We start from the raw sequence: 17,907 nt of genomic DNA, 5'->3' as shown, positions 1-17,907 counted from the left end.
AGGTTTCTTTCATATCCTTTTTCACAACAACGTAACAATGACATATATCACAGTAAATCTCTATACGAAATGCTACAGTACAAGAAAATGAATGAGATTGATTATCAGTCTCTCTCGGAGGGATAGAAAATGGCTTCTACATCCTGCTCCTTACTGCGCTTACAACCGGGCTCTACAGGCTCCATCCATAAAATAGAAGGAATGAACCCCATATTACGGCGCCGTCTGGCTGATCTAGGGGTATCCGAAGGCGTTAATATCCGGCTCAAGGGAAAAGGGCCTTTCTGGGGGCCTGTTACTCTGGAGTGCAACGGCCAGCTGTTTGCCATTCGGCGGAAGGAAGCCTCCCGCATTGAGGTGAATGTATCATGAGTTCAATAGCACTTTTGGGAAATCCCAATACAGGGAAAACCTCACTTTTTAATACACTTACTTCTTCCTATGAATATGTAGGGAACTGGGCCGGTGTAACCGTGGAGAAAAAGGTCGGCAGCCTGAAAAACGGCGCAGGAAAGCTGATCGACCTGCCCGGAATCTATTCGCTGCATCCGCTCTCCCGGGATGAGGGTGTAGCTGCCCAATACCTGATCGATGAATCGCCGGAGGCCCTGATCAATATTGTGGATGCCTCCCAGTTGGAACGGAACCTGCTGCTTACCCTGCAATTACTGGAATACGGCAAACCTACTGTGCTGGGTCTGAATATGATCGACGTTGCCAAAGCACGGGGCATTGTTGTAGATCACGAAATATTGCAAGAGCGTCTCGGCATTACCGTGCTGCCCCTGATTGCCAGAACCGGCAAAGGAAGCGGACAAGTGCTCAGCGTTCTGGAGAAAAGAACGACAATCCCCCCGGTCAACTTCAAACTTGATTATGGTGAATTGGCTGAAGCAACCATTTCTTCGATTGAGCAGGAATTACAGCATACCCCGGGCTTACCAAACCGCCGCTGGGTCGCGCTCCAGCTGATGGAACAAAATCCTGTCGTCCTTGAACTGCTCAAGAAACGTGTAAATACGGACCGCCTGTTGATGATTTGTGACAACTGTCAAAGCGAACTACAGAACAAGAAGCTGGCGTTGACCCTTCCGCAATGGATTCGTTCCATCCGTATGGATTATATTCGTGCCGTATGTCTGGCGGCGATGGATACTACAGCACAGAAACCGCATAATCTGACGGAAAGACTCGACTCCATTTTGACACACCGTTTCTTGGGATTGCCTCTGTTCATCGCCTTTATGTACGCGATGTTCAAAACAACCTTTGACTGGGTAGGCGGACCTTTATCGGATATTGTAGACGGATGGATTTCCGGTCCGATCAGTGAAGGCGCCACTTTCCTGCTTCAAACCATTGGAGCTTCCGGCTTCACGCATGCGCTTATTGTAGACGGTATTATCGGCGGTGTTGGTGGTGTAGTTGTTTTCGTTCCACAGATCTTCATCCTGTTCCTGATGATTTCCTTCCTTGAGGACTCCGGTTATATGGCGCGTGTCTGCCTGTTAATGGACAGCACGATGGAGCGGATGGGTCTTAACGGCAAAGCCTTCATCCCGTTCATTATCGGCTTTGGCTGCAATGTGCCGGCCATTATGGCTGCGCGCAGTATTGAACAGCCCAAAGACCGTATGCTGACCACACTGCTGATGCCGCTAATGTCCTGCTCAGCAAGACTGCCGGTATACCTGCTGTTTGCAGCGGTCTTCTTTCCGGCCCAGCAGGCCACTGCCGTACTGGCAATGTATGTCATGGGTGTCGTGTTTGCCCTAATCCTATGTAAGCTGTTCTCCAAACACCTGTTTAAGAATGAATCGTCTATCTTTATTATCGAACTTCCTCCTTACCGGATGCCGCAGCTCAAAGCGCTTGGCCGCAGTACCTGGGAGAAGGGCAAGGGCTTTCTGCGCAAGGCGGGAACTATTATCCTCGCCGGCTCGGTAATTATTTGGCTGATGTCTTACGCAGGTCCCGGCGGATTCAACGTTGAAATGGATCATAGCTTCCTGGCGAAATTCGGGGGAATGATTGCACCACTGCTATCCCCGCTTGGCTTTGGGACCTGGCAGGCAGGCTCAACGCTTGTACCCGGATTCCTGGCCAAAGAGGTCGTAGTATCTACCATGAACATCATTTATCATGCTCCGGACGCTGCTGGACTGGAAGGACAAATTTCCCAAGTCTTTACTCCGCTAAGCTCAATAAGCTTCATGGCCTTTATCCTGTTGTATATTCCTTGTCTGGCAACTGTAGGGGTTATTAAGAAGGAAACGGCGTCTTGGAAGTGGACCTTCTTCTCCATGAGCTACTCCCTCGTACTGGCATATATTGTATCTCTGGTTATTTTCCAGGGCGGACGTTTATTGGGATGGTCGTAGAATCTGCAACAAACAGATTTCTTGATGAAAGCGGGGCTTGGCAATGATAATAAATATTTTAATTATAGCGGCTGTGTTTGGTTACTCCGGCTGGATGATTTACCGGCATGTTCAAAAGGGCAAACAGGGGGCTTGTGCTGGCTGTGACAAGGGGAAAACCTGCTCGGCGGCATCCCTGGACTCTCCGTTCTCCTGCGGTGGAGGAGTACCCAATAACAAGCTTTAATCGTCAGCACGGACGGATAGGAAGAAATAAACGGGTTTGAATTCCCCGCCATACGGGTATGTTTGTTATAAGCAACTGCAACGAAGACCAATACCCAAGGAGGAATAACCATGAACACCAAAAAAACGTTATTTACCACGGTAGCATTGGGAGCAGCCTATTTACTGAAAAATAAAAATACCCGCGACAAGATCATGAACGGCATACAGTCTTTTACTTCTCAAGTAAAAGCCAAAAAATCCAGCGGAACCGTATAGGCCACTCTGCCGGATGAAGGATCAGCATTGGAAAAGCCGTAAAGCTCCGGATGATGGAGCTTTACGGCTTTTGTTTGATGTGATCATCCTCTAGGAATGGGGCTGCTGACTTATTCCCAGCAGATATTCCAGCAACGTCCGGACCATTACACCCGTGGCACCTTTCGGATTAACCCCCCGCTCCCTGGAGAGGAATGCCGTTCCGGCAATGTCCAAGTGAATCCAGGGCAGTCCTTCAGCGAACTCGCCGATAAATAATCCGGCTGTTGTAGCCCCCCCGAATCTCCCGGCAGCATTGCGGACATCCGCGACCTCGCTTTTCAGCATCTCACGGAATTCGGGATACACCGGCAGCTGCCATATCTTCTCCCCGGACAACCTGGAAGCCTCCATGAGCTCCTGCATAAAGGTCTGGTCATTGGTAACGGCTCCTGTAGCAACATCCCCCAGTATGGACAGCACAGCCCCTGTGAGGGTAGCTACGTCTATGAACCGCTCCGCTCCCCACTCCCGGGCATAGGTGAGTCCGTCTCCCAGTACTATCCGGCCTTCGGCATCGGTATTTAGCACTTCAATGGTTCTTCCACTGAGAGAGGTCACAACATCACCTGGCTTAAAAGCACTGGCTGAAGGCATATTTTCGGCAGAAGGAATAACTATTACGGCATTGAGCTTCGGGCGCAGCCTGCCCAGCGCCTCTGTCACCCCAAGCACGGCTGCAGCACCGCCCATGTCGCTGATCATCTCTTCCATGCCTGGTGCTCTCTTCAGTGAAATGCCGCCGGTATCGAAAGTGATGCCCTTGCCGACAATTCCCACGACGTCCTTCCACTCGTTTGTTCCCTGATAACGAATGACGATCATCCGCGGCGGATGAATGCTGCCTTTGCCGACAGCAAGCAAGCCTCCCATGCCCTTCTGTTCAATCTCCCGTTCATCCAGCACTTCAGCGGGAAATCCATAACGTTCAGCCACATCAATCGCCGCGGCCGCAAGCGCAGACGGTGTCAGCTGATTGCCGGGAAGGTTAGTTAGGTCCCGGGCCAAATTGGTTGCTTCGCCAAAGGCCAGCCCCCGCTCGATCCCCTGACTCCAGCTATTCCCCTCAGCTTCTTCCACCTTAAGCTCACTATGGAATGTAATGGAGGTCAACCCTGCAAACGCAGGCTGCTCCTGCTTATAATGTTTGCGCCGGTACGCCCCCAGTACAAAGCCCTCTGTAAGCGCCTGAGCAGTCATTTCCGGCTCTTTCACCTTTAAGCCGGCAGGTAACTGGATCACGAGTGTTGCCGCCTTCAGCCGTAATGCAGCCCGGGATACTTGGGCCGCCAGCACCCTGATCTCCTCTGCGTCGAAATCTCCGCTGCCGCTCCCCGCCAGCAGAATGACAGGAATTTCAAATGCCTCCCCAGCAGGCAGTGTATAGGTCTGGTTCAGCTTGCCCGTAAAAAGCCCGGCTTTGACCAGCGGATCCATTCGCTCCTTCCACTCCGTTGCAAGACTGCCCGCCTCAATTTCAGTTTGTGAGACTATATAACAAAGAACATCGCCCTTTATGGCAGCTATTGAACTGCCGCAGCTCCATTCAATATTCAATAGAACTCCTCCAATCATCTTCCATTTTAATAATCCGCTAATAACGCAGATAAGGCTGATTCCTGCACTTAGCTGTGCAATGCAGGAATCAGCCTCTTTCGCTTATTAAGTATAACTCAGTTTTGTCCAAAAATCCGCCCAGAACCCTTTTACTGAATAAGCGGCAAAGAAATGACAAACCGGGTGCCCTCGTTGACTCTGCTGCTTACAGAGATGCAGCCGCCATGATTCTTGATGATCCTGTCACTTACGGACAGCCCAAGCCCCGTCCCGTTTTCCTTCGTCGTAAAGAAAGGGTTGAACAACCTGTCCAGTGTTAAGATATCCATCCCTTTGCCGTTGTCGGAAATAAAGATACGGACCTCCGCCCCTTCCCGGCGTGCCCCTACCTCAATCTTTCCAATTTGGTCATCGTCTCGCTCTGTAATCGCTTCCATTGCATTTCTAATCATATTCAGCACCACCTGCTTCATTTGCTTGACATCACCGGAGATGATCATATCGCCATGCAGCGTGTGGAGATTAATCTGGCAGCCTTTCATCAAGGCTTCACTCTCTGTTAGCAGGACAACCTCTTTAAGCAATGCCGATACAGGAATCATGCTGACCTGCGGGACCGAAGGTTTGGAAGAAGTCAGAAATTCATGAATAATGTCATTGGCTCGGTCAATCTCAGCCAGTATAATTCTGCCGTATTCTTCTTTGCCTAATTGATGCAGATGAGGATGAAGCAATTGAATAAATCCGCGGATCGCAGTGAGCGGATTACGAATCTCATGGGCGATAGAAGCGGACAGCTTGCCCAGCATAGCCAGGCTGTCATTCTGGTAAGCGGTTTGCTCGATCAGCTTGTAATCGGAGATTTCTTTGAACGTAAACAAATAACTGCCCTTCATTTGCTCTCCGCAGCATAAGGAAACCCGCCAGTAACGGCCGTATTCATCTACGAACTCATAGCTCTGCTTCCCCTTTTGCACCATCTCCCGATAACTCCGCAGTACCTGCTTCTTCTTAAAGCGGCTGAGCTGGATGTGAGATAGCAGATGAGCCATCGTGCAACCCAATAGAGAATGGCGGTTCAGTTCAAGCATGCCATACATTTGTTTATTAACAAAAGTTAGAACTCCCTCTTCATCAAAAAGTAAAATCCCACTGTCAATGTGCTCCAGTACATCCTCATATGTAGTGTCCATTGATCCGGATTGAAACGTTCTTGCCGGTAAAAGCAAGCTTTCTTGATATTGGCTTATCACGATACGAAGTTCCCCCTTTTACTGCATTTGACGAAGACGCTTAAGCGACATCAAATTACTATGTATTTGAGTATATGACGAAGCCGCCAGAACATTCGGAAATCGTATTATATTATCCAACCGTTTCAACTATATTCCAATCATATCCAAGAGAAGAAGACAACGCAATCGGAGAAACTGTCGAATCCTAAAAATATTTCTAAAATGATTCTTAAGACACATTAAATATCGTTCCAAAACAAAATTCCGCTCTTTTTCCGTACAAAAAAAAGCCCTCGCTGCCGCGAAGGCTTCCATAATGAAATATTCCAGGGCTATCCCATCGAATTCTTGATGACCTTAAGCTTTCTGCTGCAAGCGATGGCGCCGCTGACTCATTACGGCCAGGCGCTTCTTAAGCTCACGTTCCCATTTGGTATCTTCGATCTGCTTGGCAACAGCCAGCAGGTCAAGCGCCATATCGATCTGATTCTGCACAATGGCGAGAGGATCTTCACTCTCCACATTAATGACGTTTTCGAAGATCGCTTCCTCGTCTTCCATCACATAGTCTTGAAAATCAACATCGGTTACCCCGTCGCCATGAGCATACTCTGCCAGAATCTCATACTCATTTTCGACTTTGTAATGTACCTCTACCCGGTGGCATACCGGACAAAAAAGCAGGGGAACATTATGGACTTGCGTGCGATAATGTTTTAGGGTTCCCTTAGTTCCAACCATACTCGCTCCACAGCAAAAGCTCATACTTGTTCACCCTCCTTGGTAAGTTCCATTGATTTGGTATTATTGTATTACAAGATGCGGGGAGAGATTCCTCTCCTTCAGGCTATATATTAACCTCTGCGCCCGTTTTAAAACGAAATACCGTTAAATAAGGGCTCTTTGTTGCAAAAAACCCCCTTTCCGGGAATTGCTCCCGCAAGGAGGTTCTCATTAGTATATCAAAGAACGCTTAAAGACATAGGCTTACAGGTTCTTGTCGCCTGGTTTCCAGTTCATAGCGCACAGTCCGCCGGATTGCAAGGCTTGCAGAACACGAAGTGTTTCTTCTACGCTGCGGCCTACATCATTGTGGTTAACCACTTGATATTTCAATTCGCCTTCAGGATCGATGATGAACAGTCCACGAAGCGCCACGCCTTCTTCTTCGATCAGGACGCCATAGTCACTGGCAACCTTCTTCGTGATGTCCGAAGCAAGCGGGAAGTTGACTTGTCCAAGACCATTCATATCTTTTGGTGTGGTAAGCCATGCTTTGTGGCTGTGAATCGAGTCGATGCTCACACCCAGAATTTCTGTATCGAGTGCTGCAAAATCAGCAGCAGCATCGCTCAATGCTGTAATTTCTGTCGGGCACACAAAAGTGAAGTCAAGCGGATAAAAGAAGAATACAAGCCATTTGCCGCGATAGTCGGACAAGCTTACCTTACCAAAATCTTTACCGTCGCCCGTTACTGTTTCCATAGTGAAGTCAGGGGCTGGTTTACCTACCAAACGTTCTGCCATTGCTTAAATCCTCCTTTGATTATGTAAGAAAAACAACCACTTGTGACAGCTCCGCGAGGAAACCGGCGCAATATGCTTTTCTTGAATTATGATGGTTGGTCAATTTCTTATTGCTATAGACCAAATGGTATCATCGTACAAAATCAAAGTCAATATTACATTTATTACTTTTTTATAATTATTATAAATAAGCAACTTTCTGTGAAGTTTTTTGTTTTTTTGAGTCAAAGGAGGTAAGCTGTGGTACCTTACACTTTGCGGATCGCCGCAACAATCAGATCGCCCATTTCCGTTGTGCTGATCGCTTTGCTCTTGTCTACTGCAATATCGCTCGTACGGTGGCCTGCATCCAGCACTTCAGCCACAGCGGTCTCAATTGCAGCTGCCGCCTCCTCGTAGCCAAAGGTCATGCGGAACATCAGCGCAAGCGACAGGATGGTCGCGATGGGGTTGGCCAGACCTTGGCCGGCAATGTCAGGCGCGGAGCCGTGGACCGGCTCATACAGGCCGTAGCTGCCCTCACCCAGTGAAGCTGATGCCAGCATACCGATGGAGCCAGTCAGCATAGCCGCTTCATCACTCAGGATATCCCCGAACATGTTCTCGGTAACAATGACATCGAAGCTGGATGGACGGCGCAGCAGCTGCATTGCGCAGTTGTCCACGAGCACATGCTCCAATTCCACCTGCGGATACTCCGGAGCAATTCTGTTCACAACCTCACGCCATAAGCGGGACGTCTCCAGGACATTCGCTTTATCGACACTCGCCAGCTTATTTCGGCGTTTACCGGCAATTTCAAAGGCCTGGCGGACAATACGTTCCACTTCCGTTACGTTATATACGCAGGTATCAACAGCTTCTTCCCCATGCTCACCTTGGCGGCGCAGCTTCTCTCCGAAATAGATGCCCCCCGTCAGTTCCCGCACAACCATGAGGTCAGTGCCTTCCAGCACTTCCGGTTTCAGCGTTGACGCATCCTTCAGGCAATCGAACACAACAGCCGGACGCAGGTTGGAGAACAGCCCCAGTGCTTTGCGGATACCGAGCAATCCTGTTTCCGGGCGCAGCTCCTTCGGATTGTTGTCCCATTTCGGTCCGCCGACGGCTCCGAGCAGTACTGCATCTGCACTGCGGCAAATTTCCAGTGTATCTTCCGGCAGCGGGGTTCCCCGTTCGTCAATTGCAATGCCGCCGAACAGCGCATGCTCAGTTTCAAAGGCGTACCCGAATACCTCTTCCGCTTTCTTGAGTACTTTTTCAGCTTCAGCTACAACTTCAGGTCCGATACCGTCCCCGGCAATTACGGCAATTTTTTTAACGTCGCTCATTCCAGTCACTCCTTAGATTGCCTGCTTCACGCAGACATAGTTCTTCTTTATATTGTTGTATCATACCGCCGGGAAAAGGACAAAGATATAGATTCTATGGAAGTGATAGGTATCTCCTATAAGTCAACCAGACTTGAAGTAAGCGCTGTATCCACAAGTTCGCACAAAAGGCTCCCCAGTCATCTTCTTCCAGTCTGATGAACTGCACCCCGTCAAGTAGACAGCGTAAATAATAAAAGATCCTTAAGCGGCCTTAGTCCTGAATTCATTGGGACTGAGGCCGTTTAGTTTTGCCTGTAACCGTTCGTAATTGTAAAAATGTATGTAATTATCAATGTCTTGTTGGAGCTCTTCAAAGGTTTGGTAGGTATGCAAGTAGTACTTCTCACATTTGAGTGTCCCCCAGAAGGATTCCATGGGTCCGTTATCAATACAGCAGCCCACCCGGGACATGCTCTGCGTTAGTTCTGCCTCGTCCAGCATCTGCTTAAAGTGCAGAGAGGTATACTGGAAACCACGGTCGCTATGAAGTAAGGGGTGGGTCTCTGGTGCTGCCTGCAAAGCCAACTCCAGCGTCTTAAAAACCAGCGAATTATTATTAGAATGACCCAGAACGTAAGCAACAATGGACTTGTCATGTAGATCTTTTATTGCACTTAAATACGCCTTCCGCCCGTTACCATATTTAAATTCCGTTACATCGGTTACCCACTTTTGGTTTGGCATTTCCGCCTCGAATTTACGGTTCAGTACGTTCTCTGCAACCTGCTGAGGCGCAGAGCCTACGTACTTCTTCCTCTTTCTGCGGATGACGGACTGGATGCCTTGGAGCCTCATGAGACGGTACACTCGCTTCGCGTTAATGACTCTACCCATTTGTCTGCGCAAATGCAGGGTCAATTGACGATACCCAAAGATTCGTTCCACCTTCTCATACAGGAGAAGCATGGCCTGTGTAAGTTTCACGTTGTCGGTCTCCCGGGAACTGGGTTCACGATTCAACCATTTGTAGTAGCTTGACCGTGAGATCCCTGCGATGTTACACAAAAGCTGAATAGAGCAAGACTCCTCTTGCTGAACGGCCTGAATAGCCAGGTAGATGTTCTCCTGACGAACGTGACTTAGCGTCTCCTCCTTTCGAGTTCCTCTAACTTTTTTAGAAAAGCATTCTCTGCACGCAGCCGCGCATTCTCATATTCCAGCTTTTGCATCGCGAGTTTGTGGCGATCTGCTTCTGTGAGCTCTTCAGGTGCTTTGGTACGTCCTCTGCCGTCTCGTAATGCCTCTTCGCCGCCTATTTCGTACTTCTTCACCCAGCTATATATTTGTTGGTAAGAAACCTGGAAATGGTTTGCTGCCTTTGTGTAGTCTTGTCCATTCGACAGGCAGTACAGCACGATATCCATCCGTTCCTGCCAAGTGGTTACGCGTCCTTTGGTCATAGCTCTAGTTCCTCCTGAATTAGCTGTTAAGCTGCTGCTATGACCATTATACTTCTTAATCCAGTTGGCGAGTTGGGTTCGACTTGCGATCTTATACTTGTCGATGATTTGATATTGCGACAATGCCCCCTCCATATAATCTTTAACGGCCTGGCGCTTAATTTCCACAGTATATTTTCGGTTGCAGGACCGGACTTCCAGCCCCTCAAAACCGTACAATTGATAACGTCGTCGCCACTTCACTAGAGATGTTTTAGATAATCCGTACTTTCGAGCTGCAGCCTTGAGCCCGATCTGGCCGCATTCAACCTCTTGGAGAATCGTTAATTTTTCAAATGCTGTAAACTTCTTTTGTTCCATAAAAATACTCCCCATACAGTAACAGGTTTTTATTATTTCACCTGTCTACTATATGGGGAGCATATCATGACCGGAGAGCCCTTTTACCACAAGCTTGTCATTGTGGATTAATGATTATCGAATCTGATCTTAAAAGCATTCTGCGAATTGGCATTGGCGTTCTTTACGGTGACTACCAGAGATGCATTCGGAGCCAGGTAATTGTTGAGTCCGCCGGACAGGCTGGAACCCCCAATCGTTCCCAGGTTTATTGTTTGTCCGTTGGCGTAAACAAGAGAATAGCTGCCTTGAAATTTACCCGTTACCTGGTCGGTTCCCGTATCCAGAGCACCTACGTTGGTAATTCTGAAAATTGCGGTTTGCGTTGTACTCGAAGTATTTTTGTACTTGAAGGTGACTGTATCATCATTTTTCAGGCTGTGCTGGATAAAATAATCCAGGTTGGGAATAAGAACGGTGGAAGAGACAGCAAAAACGGAAGACACCATACTGAACATCATTACTAATGCGACTCCAGCAGATAAGATACCTTTTTTTCTCATAATATTCCTCCTTTAGAAAATGTAAGCGTATTTATATGCTTGTCTCCATTCTACCATTATGGTTAAATTTGTATATACATTTATTACTGATTTCTGCAAGTGCTGCTGTGTTTGCTCTTGTTTCTTGAGTTGTTTACAATTAGTATGCAGTTGTTCGTCAAAATGGATTGAGGGAGGGGTTGCAGAGTGCAATACACGAAGCTTGGCAAGTCCGGTCTAAAGGTCAGCCGCCTGTGTCTGGGAACGATGAACTTTGGTCCGATTACGGATGAGAAGGAAGCCTTCCGCATTATGGATGCTGCGCTGGATGCCGGGGTCAACTTTTTTGATACCGCTAACATTTATGGATGGGGTGAGAACTCCGGAATGACGGAGACGATCATCGGCCGCTGGTTCAAGCAGGGCGGCGGCCGGCGTGAAAAGGTCGTGCTGGCCACCAAGGTCTACGGGGCAATGAGCGACAAACTGGACGGACCCAACGATGAAGCAGGCCTGTCCTCCTATATTATCCGCCGCCATCTGGAAGGCTCACTACAGCGCCTGCAGACTGATCACATCGAGTTGTACCAGATGCACCATATCGACCGTAAGGTTTCCTGGGGCGAGCTGTGGGGTGCATTTGAGCTCGCTGTAAGCCAAGGCAAAATCGGCTATGTCGGCTCCAGTAACTTTGCCGGATGGGATATTGCCGTGGCACAGATGGAAGCGAAAGCCCGCGGTTTCCTAGGTCTAGTATCGGAGCAGCATAAATACAGTCTGACCTGCCGTCTCCCTGAGCTTGAGGTGCTGCCTGCCTCGAAGAATCTCGGCCTCGGCATTATTCCGTGGAGCCCGCTCGACGGCGGTCTTCTTGGCCGGAATGCACTCAAGAAGATTGAGGGCAGCCGCAGCGGCGGCAACTCTGAACGTGTAGAGCAATACAAGAGCCAGCTTACGGCCTTTGCCGATTTAAGCCGTGAGCTCGGGGAGCCACAGGATAATATCGCTCTGGCCTGGCTGCTGTCCAACCCTGCCGTAACGGCGCCGATTATCGGGCCGCGGACGCTTGAGCAGTTCGAAAGCGCCTTGCGCTGCCTGGAGATTGTGCTGGAGGAATCCGTGCTGAAGCGGCTGGATGAAATCTTCCCGGGACCCGGCGGGGAAGCCCCGAAAGCCTATGCCTGGTAGAACGCCACGGCCGTTAACTTCAGCCAATGGGCAGAAGCAGACCGGAAGAACCCTGTCCTTTTATTGATCTTATAAAGCAATAAGGAGCTGTTCTCCCGTAGAGCACAAGGGGGAACAGCTCCTTAATTTAATTATTCAGTCGTATCCACGGTCACTGCACCGTTGCTGGTTGATAAAGATACCTTATGGGTTCCGCTGCCAAGTACGGCAGTTCCATGGTTATCACCGTCGCGCTGCCAATTGATATTCCCCTTCAGCGCACCGTTGCTGGTGTCGGCAGTAATCTTTGCATCGCTTGCTGCCGGCAGGCTGGCGGTAATTTTACCGTTGCTGGATTTGAGATCCCAGTCACCTGTAGCCGCCGAGTCAATGGTAATCCTGCCGTTGCTGCTCTTGGCCGTTAAGGTGCCGTCTATATTCCCCAGGGTAATCGCTCCGTTGGAGCTGACAAGCTTCGCTTCCCCCTTAACATCTTTCACCACCATTGTGCCGTTACTCGTGTGGGCATCTACACCTCCGGCAACATCATGAATATCCAGGGTGCCGTTGCTGGTGTCAATTTCAATACCAGCCTTCAGGTCTGAGGCCTCAACTGAACCATCGCCGGTGTCAACTTCCACAGCCAGATTCATAGGAAGATTGACGTTCAGGTACGGATCCTTGAAATTAAATCCGATTTGAATATCGAGCCAAGTCGTTTCTTCGTCCAGCTCCAGAGTTAGGGTGTCTCCTTCCGTCGTCACCTTCCACTTCTTTTCCAGCGCACTTGCTGCTTCACTTGCCGATTTACCCGGAAGCTCCAGGCTGCCTTCATAATCAAGCGTACTGCCTTCCACACCTTGAACCTTAACCTTCCCGTTCGGCAATTCAATCTTAATTTTTTTGATTTCCGGCTTTACCTCCACGGTTCCGCTGAGCGGAGCCAGCTGTGTCTTGCCGAGAATGCGGCTTATTGAGCCGCCGGTCAGCACAGTTTGTGCTCCACTAGCTGCGACCAGCACAATGATTAGGACAACTGCCCAACCACTGACACGGCTCTTAACCTCTGATCTGATGAAAAGCCTGAGCAGCATTTCCAGGCCGAACAGAATGAGCAACGCAGGCCAGATAAAACCCAGTGCGTCATACGTTACCACATCAAATTGGGCAAGTACAATTATGACACCCAGCACGATGCAGCCAATTGCGGCCGTAAAACTGCCGATTTTCCATCTCCCCATGGTTCATTTCCCCATTTCTCTATACTTTAGGATTTTTTCTAAGCATACTAAGCCCGTACCCGATTAAGCCAAGCGACAGCAGAATTGCCCCGATGTTCATATCTGTGAGAATGTGCCAGAGCCATGGGAAAGCAGTAATCAACAGCAGCAAGAAACCCACTACTACACAGCCAATACCCACCCAGACCGGATTCAGATCGTCATGCGGATAATCTGGAGCCGCAGGCATCCCCATCGTCCACGGCGCTCCGAAACTGTCTGGATGAAACATCATCCGCTCATGCTCAGCGGCGGATACTTTCATCCAGGCCGCCTTCTGCAGCGCATCAAACAGCTGGTAGAACCATAAGGCCGCGAGGGCGAATGGAAATACCGTCGGCATGGAAGGAATAAGTATGATGCAGAGCGATGCTCCAATCATATACTGAAGGCCCAACTTTTTGAATCCCAGATATAAATGGCCAATCCCTGGAACCATCGCGAGCAGAAACGTCAGCCAGCGTCTTTTTTTAATCATCTAATATGCTCCTTTAGTGTTAATTTTCTATTCAGCGCTTCCTTGAGCATTAAACCAGGATGAGACTGAAGTTGACATATGCCCATTAATTTCATTGATGCCATAGGCCAGATTCTCAAATACCCCCAATTGAAGCAGCAGGAAGGTTAAGCAAACAGCAAGTCCATAATGCATCCATGAGGTTCCTGGTGCAGTCCGGCGTCTGGACATAGTCGATTTAACGGTACGCTCTCTGCGCCCGGTTTCAAGCTGTTCAATGCGTGACATCACATCGGTGGTAAAGTCGGGATACTCCGGAAGATCCACCAGTTTCCCGCCCGTTTCCATCTCGCTCCACAGCGCCGCCAGCCCTCTGGCTTCTTCCAGCCACTGCGCGCAGTCGGGACAAGATTCAATGTGCAGACGAACATTCAACTCCATTTCAGGAGACAGCCAGCCTTCAATATAATGTGGCATCCATTCTTTTACTGTTGCACAATTCATCGCCATTCCTCCCCGCTTTTACGCATCATCTGTCTGGCCCTGTAGAGCTGCGATTCCACTGTTTTGACTGAAATCCCTTTTTGATCAGCAATTTCCTGATAGGAGTGACGCTGAAAATAATACAACTGCACGACCGACCGGTACGGTTCTGTGAGGTTGTTCAAATTCTCGTCCAGCTCCTGCGAGGCTTCCTTGCGCAGTGCAGCAGATTCAGGCGTCTGCGTCGTTACCCAGTCATTCTCCGTGTAATCTGCCATACTGCGGTGCCGCCACTCCCTGTCATTCGCCCGTTTCCAGTCGAGACAGGTCCGGTAAGCAATCCGGTACAGCCAGGTGGAGAATGAAGACTGCCCCCTGAAGGAGGGAAGTGCCTTGTAGGCTTTTATGAAGACTTCCTGGGCCATATCCTTGGCCGACTCGGCTTCTCCTGTAATTTTGATGCATACTCTATACACCATGCCTTGATAACGATTGACCAGATGCCCGAAGGCCTGGTGCTCGCCGCTTAGCACAGCAGAAATCCACTCCGTCTCTTCCAGTATTCTCCCCTCCTTCAGCTTCATAAAGTTAGACGCCGGGCAACCGGAGTTCCCTGCAACGTTTTTAAATAATTTTTCTCATGAACATTCAAGCCTATTATGTATATCCTACAACAAGATAAATCCCTTTTTGAAGGATTAATGCCTTTTCTTGTCGAAATCACCTCATTATTATGGCAAAAAGCAAACTTATCCTAGTGATTGCCTTAACACTCGGAACTACAAACTCATAATAAATTGGTGGTGATTCAATGATTCGCGCAGTGCTTGTGGATGATGAGCGGCTTGCTCTCATGAATTTGAAGATGATGCTAGAGGCACTGGGGAATGTTGCGATTGTGGCTACCTTCACAGATTCAAGGAAAGCCGTCAGCGAAGCCGCTTACCTGAACCCTGACGTTATCTTTCTCGACATCGATATGCCCGAATTAAACGGACTGCAGGCAGCAGAAATCATACAAATTCACTGCCCCCGGACAAGCATTGTCTTTGTTACCGCTTATAACAGCTATGCAGTGGATGCCTTCGAGCTTCATGCCCTTGACTATGTTCTGAAGCCTGTGCGAAAGGAACGGCTGATAAAAACTCTCGCTCGCGTGGAGAAGAAAATGCACCATGCGCCGCAAGTGAACAACGGGAGTGAAATGATGATCCGTTGTTTCCAATGTCTCCGGTTCGAACGGAACGGACTGCAGCTGCACGATATCCGCTGGCGTACCGCAAAGGGGCAAGAATTATTCGCCTTTTTATTTCATCACCGAAATCGCTTCATCAGCAAAGACACGCTAATTGATCTGCTGTGGCCTGATTTCAATTTAAAGAAGGCTTCCAACCATCTGTATACAACTATTTATCAAGTGCGTCAATGCCTGAAGCAAGGGAAAACAGATCTGCAGATCAGAAATCTAAGCGGCGGGGAAGGTTATAAGCTGGAAACAGGAAGCATGCTGGTAGACAGTACAGAATGGGAAAAAGGAATCTTATCCCTTGAGCCGATAAATGCTGGTAACTATGGGCAGTACCAGTATTGGTTTGGCTTCTACTCGGGCGATTATTTGGCCGACTATGATTATTTGTGGGCAGAAAGTGAGCGCCAGCGCCTGCGAAGCATCTGGCTGCATCATGCGATGGAGATGGCCGAGTTCTATATCGGCTGCGGAAAAATCCCGGAGGCGGTAACCGTGTATCAGCGGATTGTACAGCTGCAGCCTTATTTTGAGCAAGGCCATTTAGGCCTCATGAAGGTCTATGACCGCATAGGAGAACGTTCGGCGGTAGAGGAGCAATACAACATCTTAACGGATTTGCTAAACAGGGAGCTCAGCATTGAGCTGCCCGTCAATATTGAACGCTGGTATCATAATTGGAAGCATCACCTTCTCTGAATCCTCTAGAATGTCCCCCTCCTTTTTTGCAATCAAAAAAGCTGCCGGTACAGCAGACATTATTCCACTGTACTGACAGCTCGATAAGAACTTGTTTAGAGACACTGCACTTCTTTACAGCTGAGCATGATCACGCTGCGTGTAGGTTTTGCGTTTCTCCAGCAGCTTGTTGAGCGCATCCAAATAGGCTCTGGCACTGGCTTCAAGAATATCCGTGCTCAGTCCGCGGCCCTGTGCGGCCACTTCACCCTGCGACAGTACGACATGCACCTCTCCCTGCGCGTCTTTGCCCCGGCTGACCGCTTTAATCGAATAATCTCCGAGTGTCACTTCCTCACCCGTAGCCTGATCAATGGCATTATAAATCGCATCCACCGAGCCGTTACCTTCGGCCACCGCCACAATCGGCTGAGCCTCCTGGCTTTTAATAACAACCTTGGCGGTTGGCGTAGCTTCATTGCCATAGGTAACGTAAATCGTCTGCAGGCTGAAAATTTCCGGCGTATCAATCAGCCTCTCTTCCAGCAGCGCCATAATGTCCTCATCGGACACTTCCTTCTTCTTATCCGCCAGTTCCTTGAACCTTGCGAAGGCAGCGTTCACCTCTTCTTCAGAAACATCGTATCCCAGATCGCTAAGCTTATCGCGGAAGGCATGACGTCCGGAGTGTTTGCCAAGCACTAGCTTGCTCTCTTTGAGGCCGATGGTCTCAGGTGTCATGATTTCGTAGGTAGTCTTCTCCTTCAGCATGCCATCCTGATGAATACCCGATTCATGGGCAAAGGCGTTGGCACCAACAATCGCCTTGTTGCCCGGTACCACCATCCCGGTCAGCTTGCTGACCAGACGGCTTGTGCGTGAAATTTCCGAAAGCACCAGCGAAGTTTTTGCATTAAAAAACTCACTGCGCGTCTCCAGCGCCAGCGCGACCTCTTCAATCGCCGTATTTCCGGCCCGCTCACCGATACCGTTGATTGTGCCTTCGATTTGATCCGCACCATTCTGGATCGCAGCAAGCGTATTGGCGGTGGCCATACCCAGATCATTATGACAGTGGGCGCTAAGCTGAACCCGCTCGATGTCCGGTACATTGTCCTTCAGGAATTTGAAAATAGCCCCGTATTCCGAAGGGTTCAAATAACCTACTGTATCGGGAATATTCACTACATTGGCACCCTCACGGATGGCCATAGCCACCATCTCGGCCATGAAGTCACGCTCTGTACGCCCCGCATCTTCCAGTGAAAACTCCAGCTTGGAAAAATATTTCTTGGCATAGCGGATAGCGGACTGCGCTGTCTCCAGCACCTGTGCTTTATCCATGCGCAACTTGTGCTGGCGGTGGATGGGTGAGGTGGCAAGAAAAATATGAATGCAGGGGTCCTGCGCTCCCTTCAGCGCTTCTTTCACCGCATCAATGTCACTCTCTCTGGAGCGGGAAAGACCGATCAGGGTAACATTCTTCACGGCTTTTGCTACTGCGTTTACCGCTGCCAGATCACCCGGTGAAGCCGCAGGGAATCCCGCCTCCATCCGGTCAATGCCCAGCTTTTCCAGCTGGTAAGCGATTTCGACTTTCTCTCGTGTGTTGAGGTTCACACCCGGCGACTGCTCTCCGTCACGCAGCGTCGTGTCGAACACATAAATTTTCCGCATGCTGAGCACCTCCTGAAAATTGTGCTTAAACCCTCAAATGCGG

18 protein-coding genes are annotated in these 17,907 nt (G+C 49.3%); 6 read left to right on the top strand and 12 right to left on the bottom strand.

Going from position 1 to position 17,907, the window contains the following annotated elements; translation table 11 throughout:
* Positions 1–129 precede the first annotated feature (129 nt).
* From NST07_RS07080 to NST07_RS07065, 4 genes are all read left to right on the top strand, one after another.
* Entirely contained in the window at positions 130–372 is a 243-nt protein-coding gene (locus NST07_RS07080; protein ID WP_038587302.1) for a FeoA family protein, read from the top strand.
* Positions 369–2,381 (top strand): ferrous iron transport protein B, encoded by a 2,013-nt coding sequence (gene feoB / locus NST07_RS07075; RefSeq protein WP_342481278.1) that lies wholly within the window; start codon positions 369–371, stop codon positions 2,379–2,381. Before NST07_RS07080 ends, feoB begins: the two co-directional genes overlap by 4 nt.
* A 43-nt stretch (positions 2,382–2,424) precedes the next feature.
* Positions 2,425–2,607 carry a FeoB-associated Cys-rich membrane protein gene (locus tag NST07_RS07070; RefSeq protein WP_341090607.1) on the top strand — a complete coding sequence of 61 codons (183 nt, stop codon included), beginning with the start codon at positions 2,425–2,427 and terminating at the stop codon, positions 2,605–2,607.
* Positions 2,608–2,717: 110 nt separating this feature from the next.
* Positions 2,718–2,864 (top strand): hypothetical protein, encoded by a 147-nt coding sequence (locus tag NST07_RS07065; RefSeq protein WP_341090604.1) that lies wholly within the window; start codon positions 2,718–2,720, stop codon positions 2,862–2,864.
* Between the two features lie 90 nt (positions 2,865–2,954).
* Here NST07_RS07065 and NST07_RS07060 read toward each other — a convergent pair whose 3' ends face one another.
* From NST07_RS07060 to NST07_RS07030, 7 genes are all read right to left on the bottom strand, one after another.
* Positions 2,955–4,460, bottom strand: coding sequence for a leucyl aminopeptidase (locus NST07_RS07060; protein WP_341090602.1), 1,506 nt, complete (start codon positions 4,458–4,460; stop codon positions 2,955–2,957).
* Between the two features lie 149 nt (positions 4,461–4,609).
* Positions 4,610–5,713, bottom strand: coding sequence for an ATP-binding protein (locus tag NST07_RS07055; protein WP_341090601.1), 1,104 nt, complete (start codon positions 5,711–5,713; stop codon positions 4,610–4,612).
* Between the two features lie 339 nt (positions 5,714–6,052).
* The gene (locus tag NST07_RS07050; protein WP_341090600.1) at positions 6,053–6,460 is read right to left on the bottom strand and encodes a hypothetical protein; all 408 of its coding nucleotides are present in this window, start codon (positions 6,458–6,460) and stop codon (positions 6,053–6,055) included.
* A 222-nt stretch (positions 6,461–6,682) separates the two neighbouring features.
* Entirely contained in the window at positions 6,683–7,222 is a 540-nt protein-coding gene (locus tag NST07_RS07045) for a peroxiredoxin (protein ID WP_038587292.1), read from the bottom strand.
* Positions 7,223–7,470: 248 nt separating this feature from the next.
* Entirely contained in the window at positions 7,471–8,553 is a 1,083-nt protein-coding gene (gene leuB, locus NST07_RS07040) for a 3-isopropylmalate dehydrogenase (RefSeq protein ID WP_341377636.1), read from the bottom strand.
* Positions 8,554–8,796: 243 nt separating this feature from the next.
* A protein-coding gene (locus NST07_RS07035; protein WP_342481277.1) for an IS3 family transposase occupies positions 8,797–10,355 on the bottom strand; the annotation gives its coding sequence in 2 pieces (ribosomal slippage) (positions 8,797–9,722 and positions 9,722–10,355; 1,560 coding nt in all).
* A gap of 107 nt (positions 10,356–10,462) precedes the next feature.
* On the bottom strand, positions 10,463–10,897 hold the full coding sequence (locus NST07_RS07030) for a hypothetical protein (protein WP_341377635.1): 435 nt from the start codon (positions 10,895–10,897) through the stop codon (positions 10,463–10,465).
* A 186-nt stretch (positions 10,898–11,083) separates the two neighbouring features.
* Between NST07_RS07030 and NST07_RS07025 the strand changes: the two genes are divergently transcribed.
* Positions 11,084–12,064 (top strand): aldo/keto reductase, encoded by a 981-nt coding sequence (locus tag NST07_RS07025; protein WP_341377634.1) that lies wholly within the window; start codon positions 11,084–11,086, stop codon positions 12,062–12,064.
* 131 nt (positions 12,065–12,195) lie between these two features.
* Here NST07_RS07025 and NST07_RS07020 read toward each other — a convergent pair whose 3' ends face one another.
* The 4 genes from NST07_RS07020 to NST07_RS07005 are packed head-to-tail and all read right to left on the bottom strand — an operon-like array spanning position 12,196 to position 14,847.
* Positions 12,196–13,284 carry a DUF4097 family beta strand repeat-containing protein gene (locus NST07_RS07020; protein ID WP_341377632.1) on the bottom strand — a complete coding sequence of 363 codons (1,089 nt, stop codon included), beginning with the start codon at positions 13,282–13,284 and terminating at the stop codon, positions 12,196–12,198.
* A gap of 19 nt (positions 13,285–13,303) precedes the next feature.
* On the bottom strand, positions 13,304–13,801 hold the full coding sequence (locus NST07_RS07015; RefSeq protein WP_038587282.1) for a hypothetical protein: 498 nt from the start codon (positions 13,799–13,801) through the stop codon (positions 13,304–13,306).
* A 27-nt stretch (positions 13,802–13,828) separates the two neighbouring features.
* Positions 13,829–14,284 (bottom strand): zf-HC2 domain-containing protein, encoded by a 456-nt coding sequence (locus NST07_RS07010; RefSeq protein WP_341090593.1) that lies wholly within the window; start codon positions 14,282–14,284, stop codon positions 13,829–13,831.
* Positions 14,281–14,847: an RNA polymerase sigma factor gene (locus NST07_RS07005; protein ID WP_341090591.1), complete on the bottom strand. Its 567-nt coding sequence runs from the start codon at positions 14,845–14,847 to the stop codon at positions 14,281–14,283. The genes NST07_RS07010 and NST07_RS07005 overlap by 4 nt, the downstream gene beginning before the upstream one ends.
* Before the next feature lie 227 nt (positions 14,848–15,074).
* On the opposite strand from NST07_RS07005, the gene NST07_RS07000 reads away from it, so the two are divergent.
* On the top strand, positions 15,075–16,208 hold the full coding sequence (locus NST07_RS07000; protein WP_341090590.1) for a response regulator: 1,134 nt from the start codon (positions 15,075–15,077) through the stop codon (positions 16,206–16,208).
* Between the two features lie 114 nt (positions 16,209–16,322).
* On the opposite strand, the gene NST07_RS06995 is transcribed toward NST07_RS07000, so the two are convergent.
* On the bottom strand, positions 16,323–17,864 hold the full coding sequence (locus NST07_RS06995; RefSeq protein ID WP_341090589.1) for a 2-isopropylmalate synthase: 1,542 nt from the start codon (positions 17,862–17,864) through the stop codon (positions 16,323–16,325).
* Positions 17,865–17,907 lie beyond the last annotated feature (43 nt).

This window comes from Paenibacillus sp. FSL L8-0340 (assembly GCF_038593145.1).
Classification (GTDB): Bacteria; Bacillota; Bacilli; order Paenibacillales; family Paenibacillaceae; genus Paenibacillus_AQ.
This window is presented reverse-complemented; position numbering and strand designations above follow the sequence as displayed.

What these genes read in the sequence shown, in the direction of transcription:
- NST07_RS07080 (WP_038587302.1), top strand. Translation starts at nt 130, where the DNA reads ATGGCTTCTACATCCTGCTCCTTACTGCGCTTACAACCGGGCTCTACA.
- feoB (WP_342481278.1), top strand. Translation starts at nt 369, where the DNA reads ATGAGTTCAATAGCACTTTTGGGAAATCCCAATACAGGGAAAACCTCA.
- NST07_RS07070 (WP_341090607.1), top strand. Translation starts at nt 2,425, where the DNA reads ATGATAATAAATATTTTAATTATAGCGGCTGTGTTTGGTTACTCCGGC.
- NST07_RS07065 (WP_341090604.1), top strand. Translation starts at nt 2,718, where the DNA reads ATGAACACCAAAAAAACGTTATTTACCACGGTAGCATTGGGAGCAGCC.
- NST07_RS07050 (WP_341090600.1), bottom strand. Translation starts at nt 6,460, where the DNA reads ATGAGCTTTTGCTGTGGAGCGAGTATGGTTGGAACTAAGGGAACCCTA.
- NST07_RS07045 (WP_038587292.1), bottom strand. Translation starts at nt 7,222, where the DNA reads ATGGCAGAACGTTTGGTAGGTAAACCAGCCCCTGACTTCACTATGGAA.
- leuB (WP_341377636.1), bottom strand. Translation starts at nt 8,553, where the DNA reads ATGAGCGACGTTAAAAAAATTGCCGTAATTGCCGGGGACGGTATCGGA.
- NST07_RS07030 (WP_341377635.1), bottom strand. Translation starts at nt 10,897, where the DNA reads ATGAGAAAAAAAGGTATCTTATCTGCTGGAGTCGCATTAGTAATGATG.
- NST07_RS07020 (WP_341377632.1), bottom strand. Translation starts at nt 13,284, where the DNA reads ATGGGGAGATGGAAAATCGGCAGTTTTACGGCCGCAATTGGCTGCATC.
- NST07_RS07015 (WP_038587282.1), bottom strand. Translation starts at nt 13,801, where the DNA reads ATGATTAAAAAAAGACGCTGGCTGACGTTTCTGCTCGCGATGGTTCCA.
- NST07_RS07010 (WP_341090593.1), bottom strand. Translation starts at nt 14,284, where the DNA reads ATGAATTGTGCAACAGTAAAAGAATGGATGCCACATTATATTGAAGGC.
- NST07_RS07005 (WP_341090591.1), bottom strand. Translation starts at nt 14,847, where the DNA reads ATGAAGCTGAAGGAGGGGAGAATACTGGAAGAGACGGAGTGGATTTCT.
- NST07_RS07000 (WP_341090590.1), top strand. Translation starts at nt 15,075, where the DNA reads ATGATTCGCGCAGTGCTTGTGGATGATGAGCGGCTTGCTCTCATGAAT.
- NST07_RS06995 (WP_341090589.1), bottom strand. Translation starts at nt 17,864, where the DNA reads ATGCGGAAAATTTATGTGTTCGACACGACGCTGCGTGACGGAGAGCAG.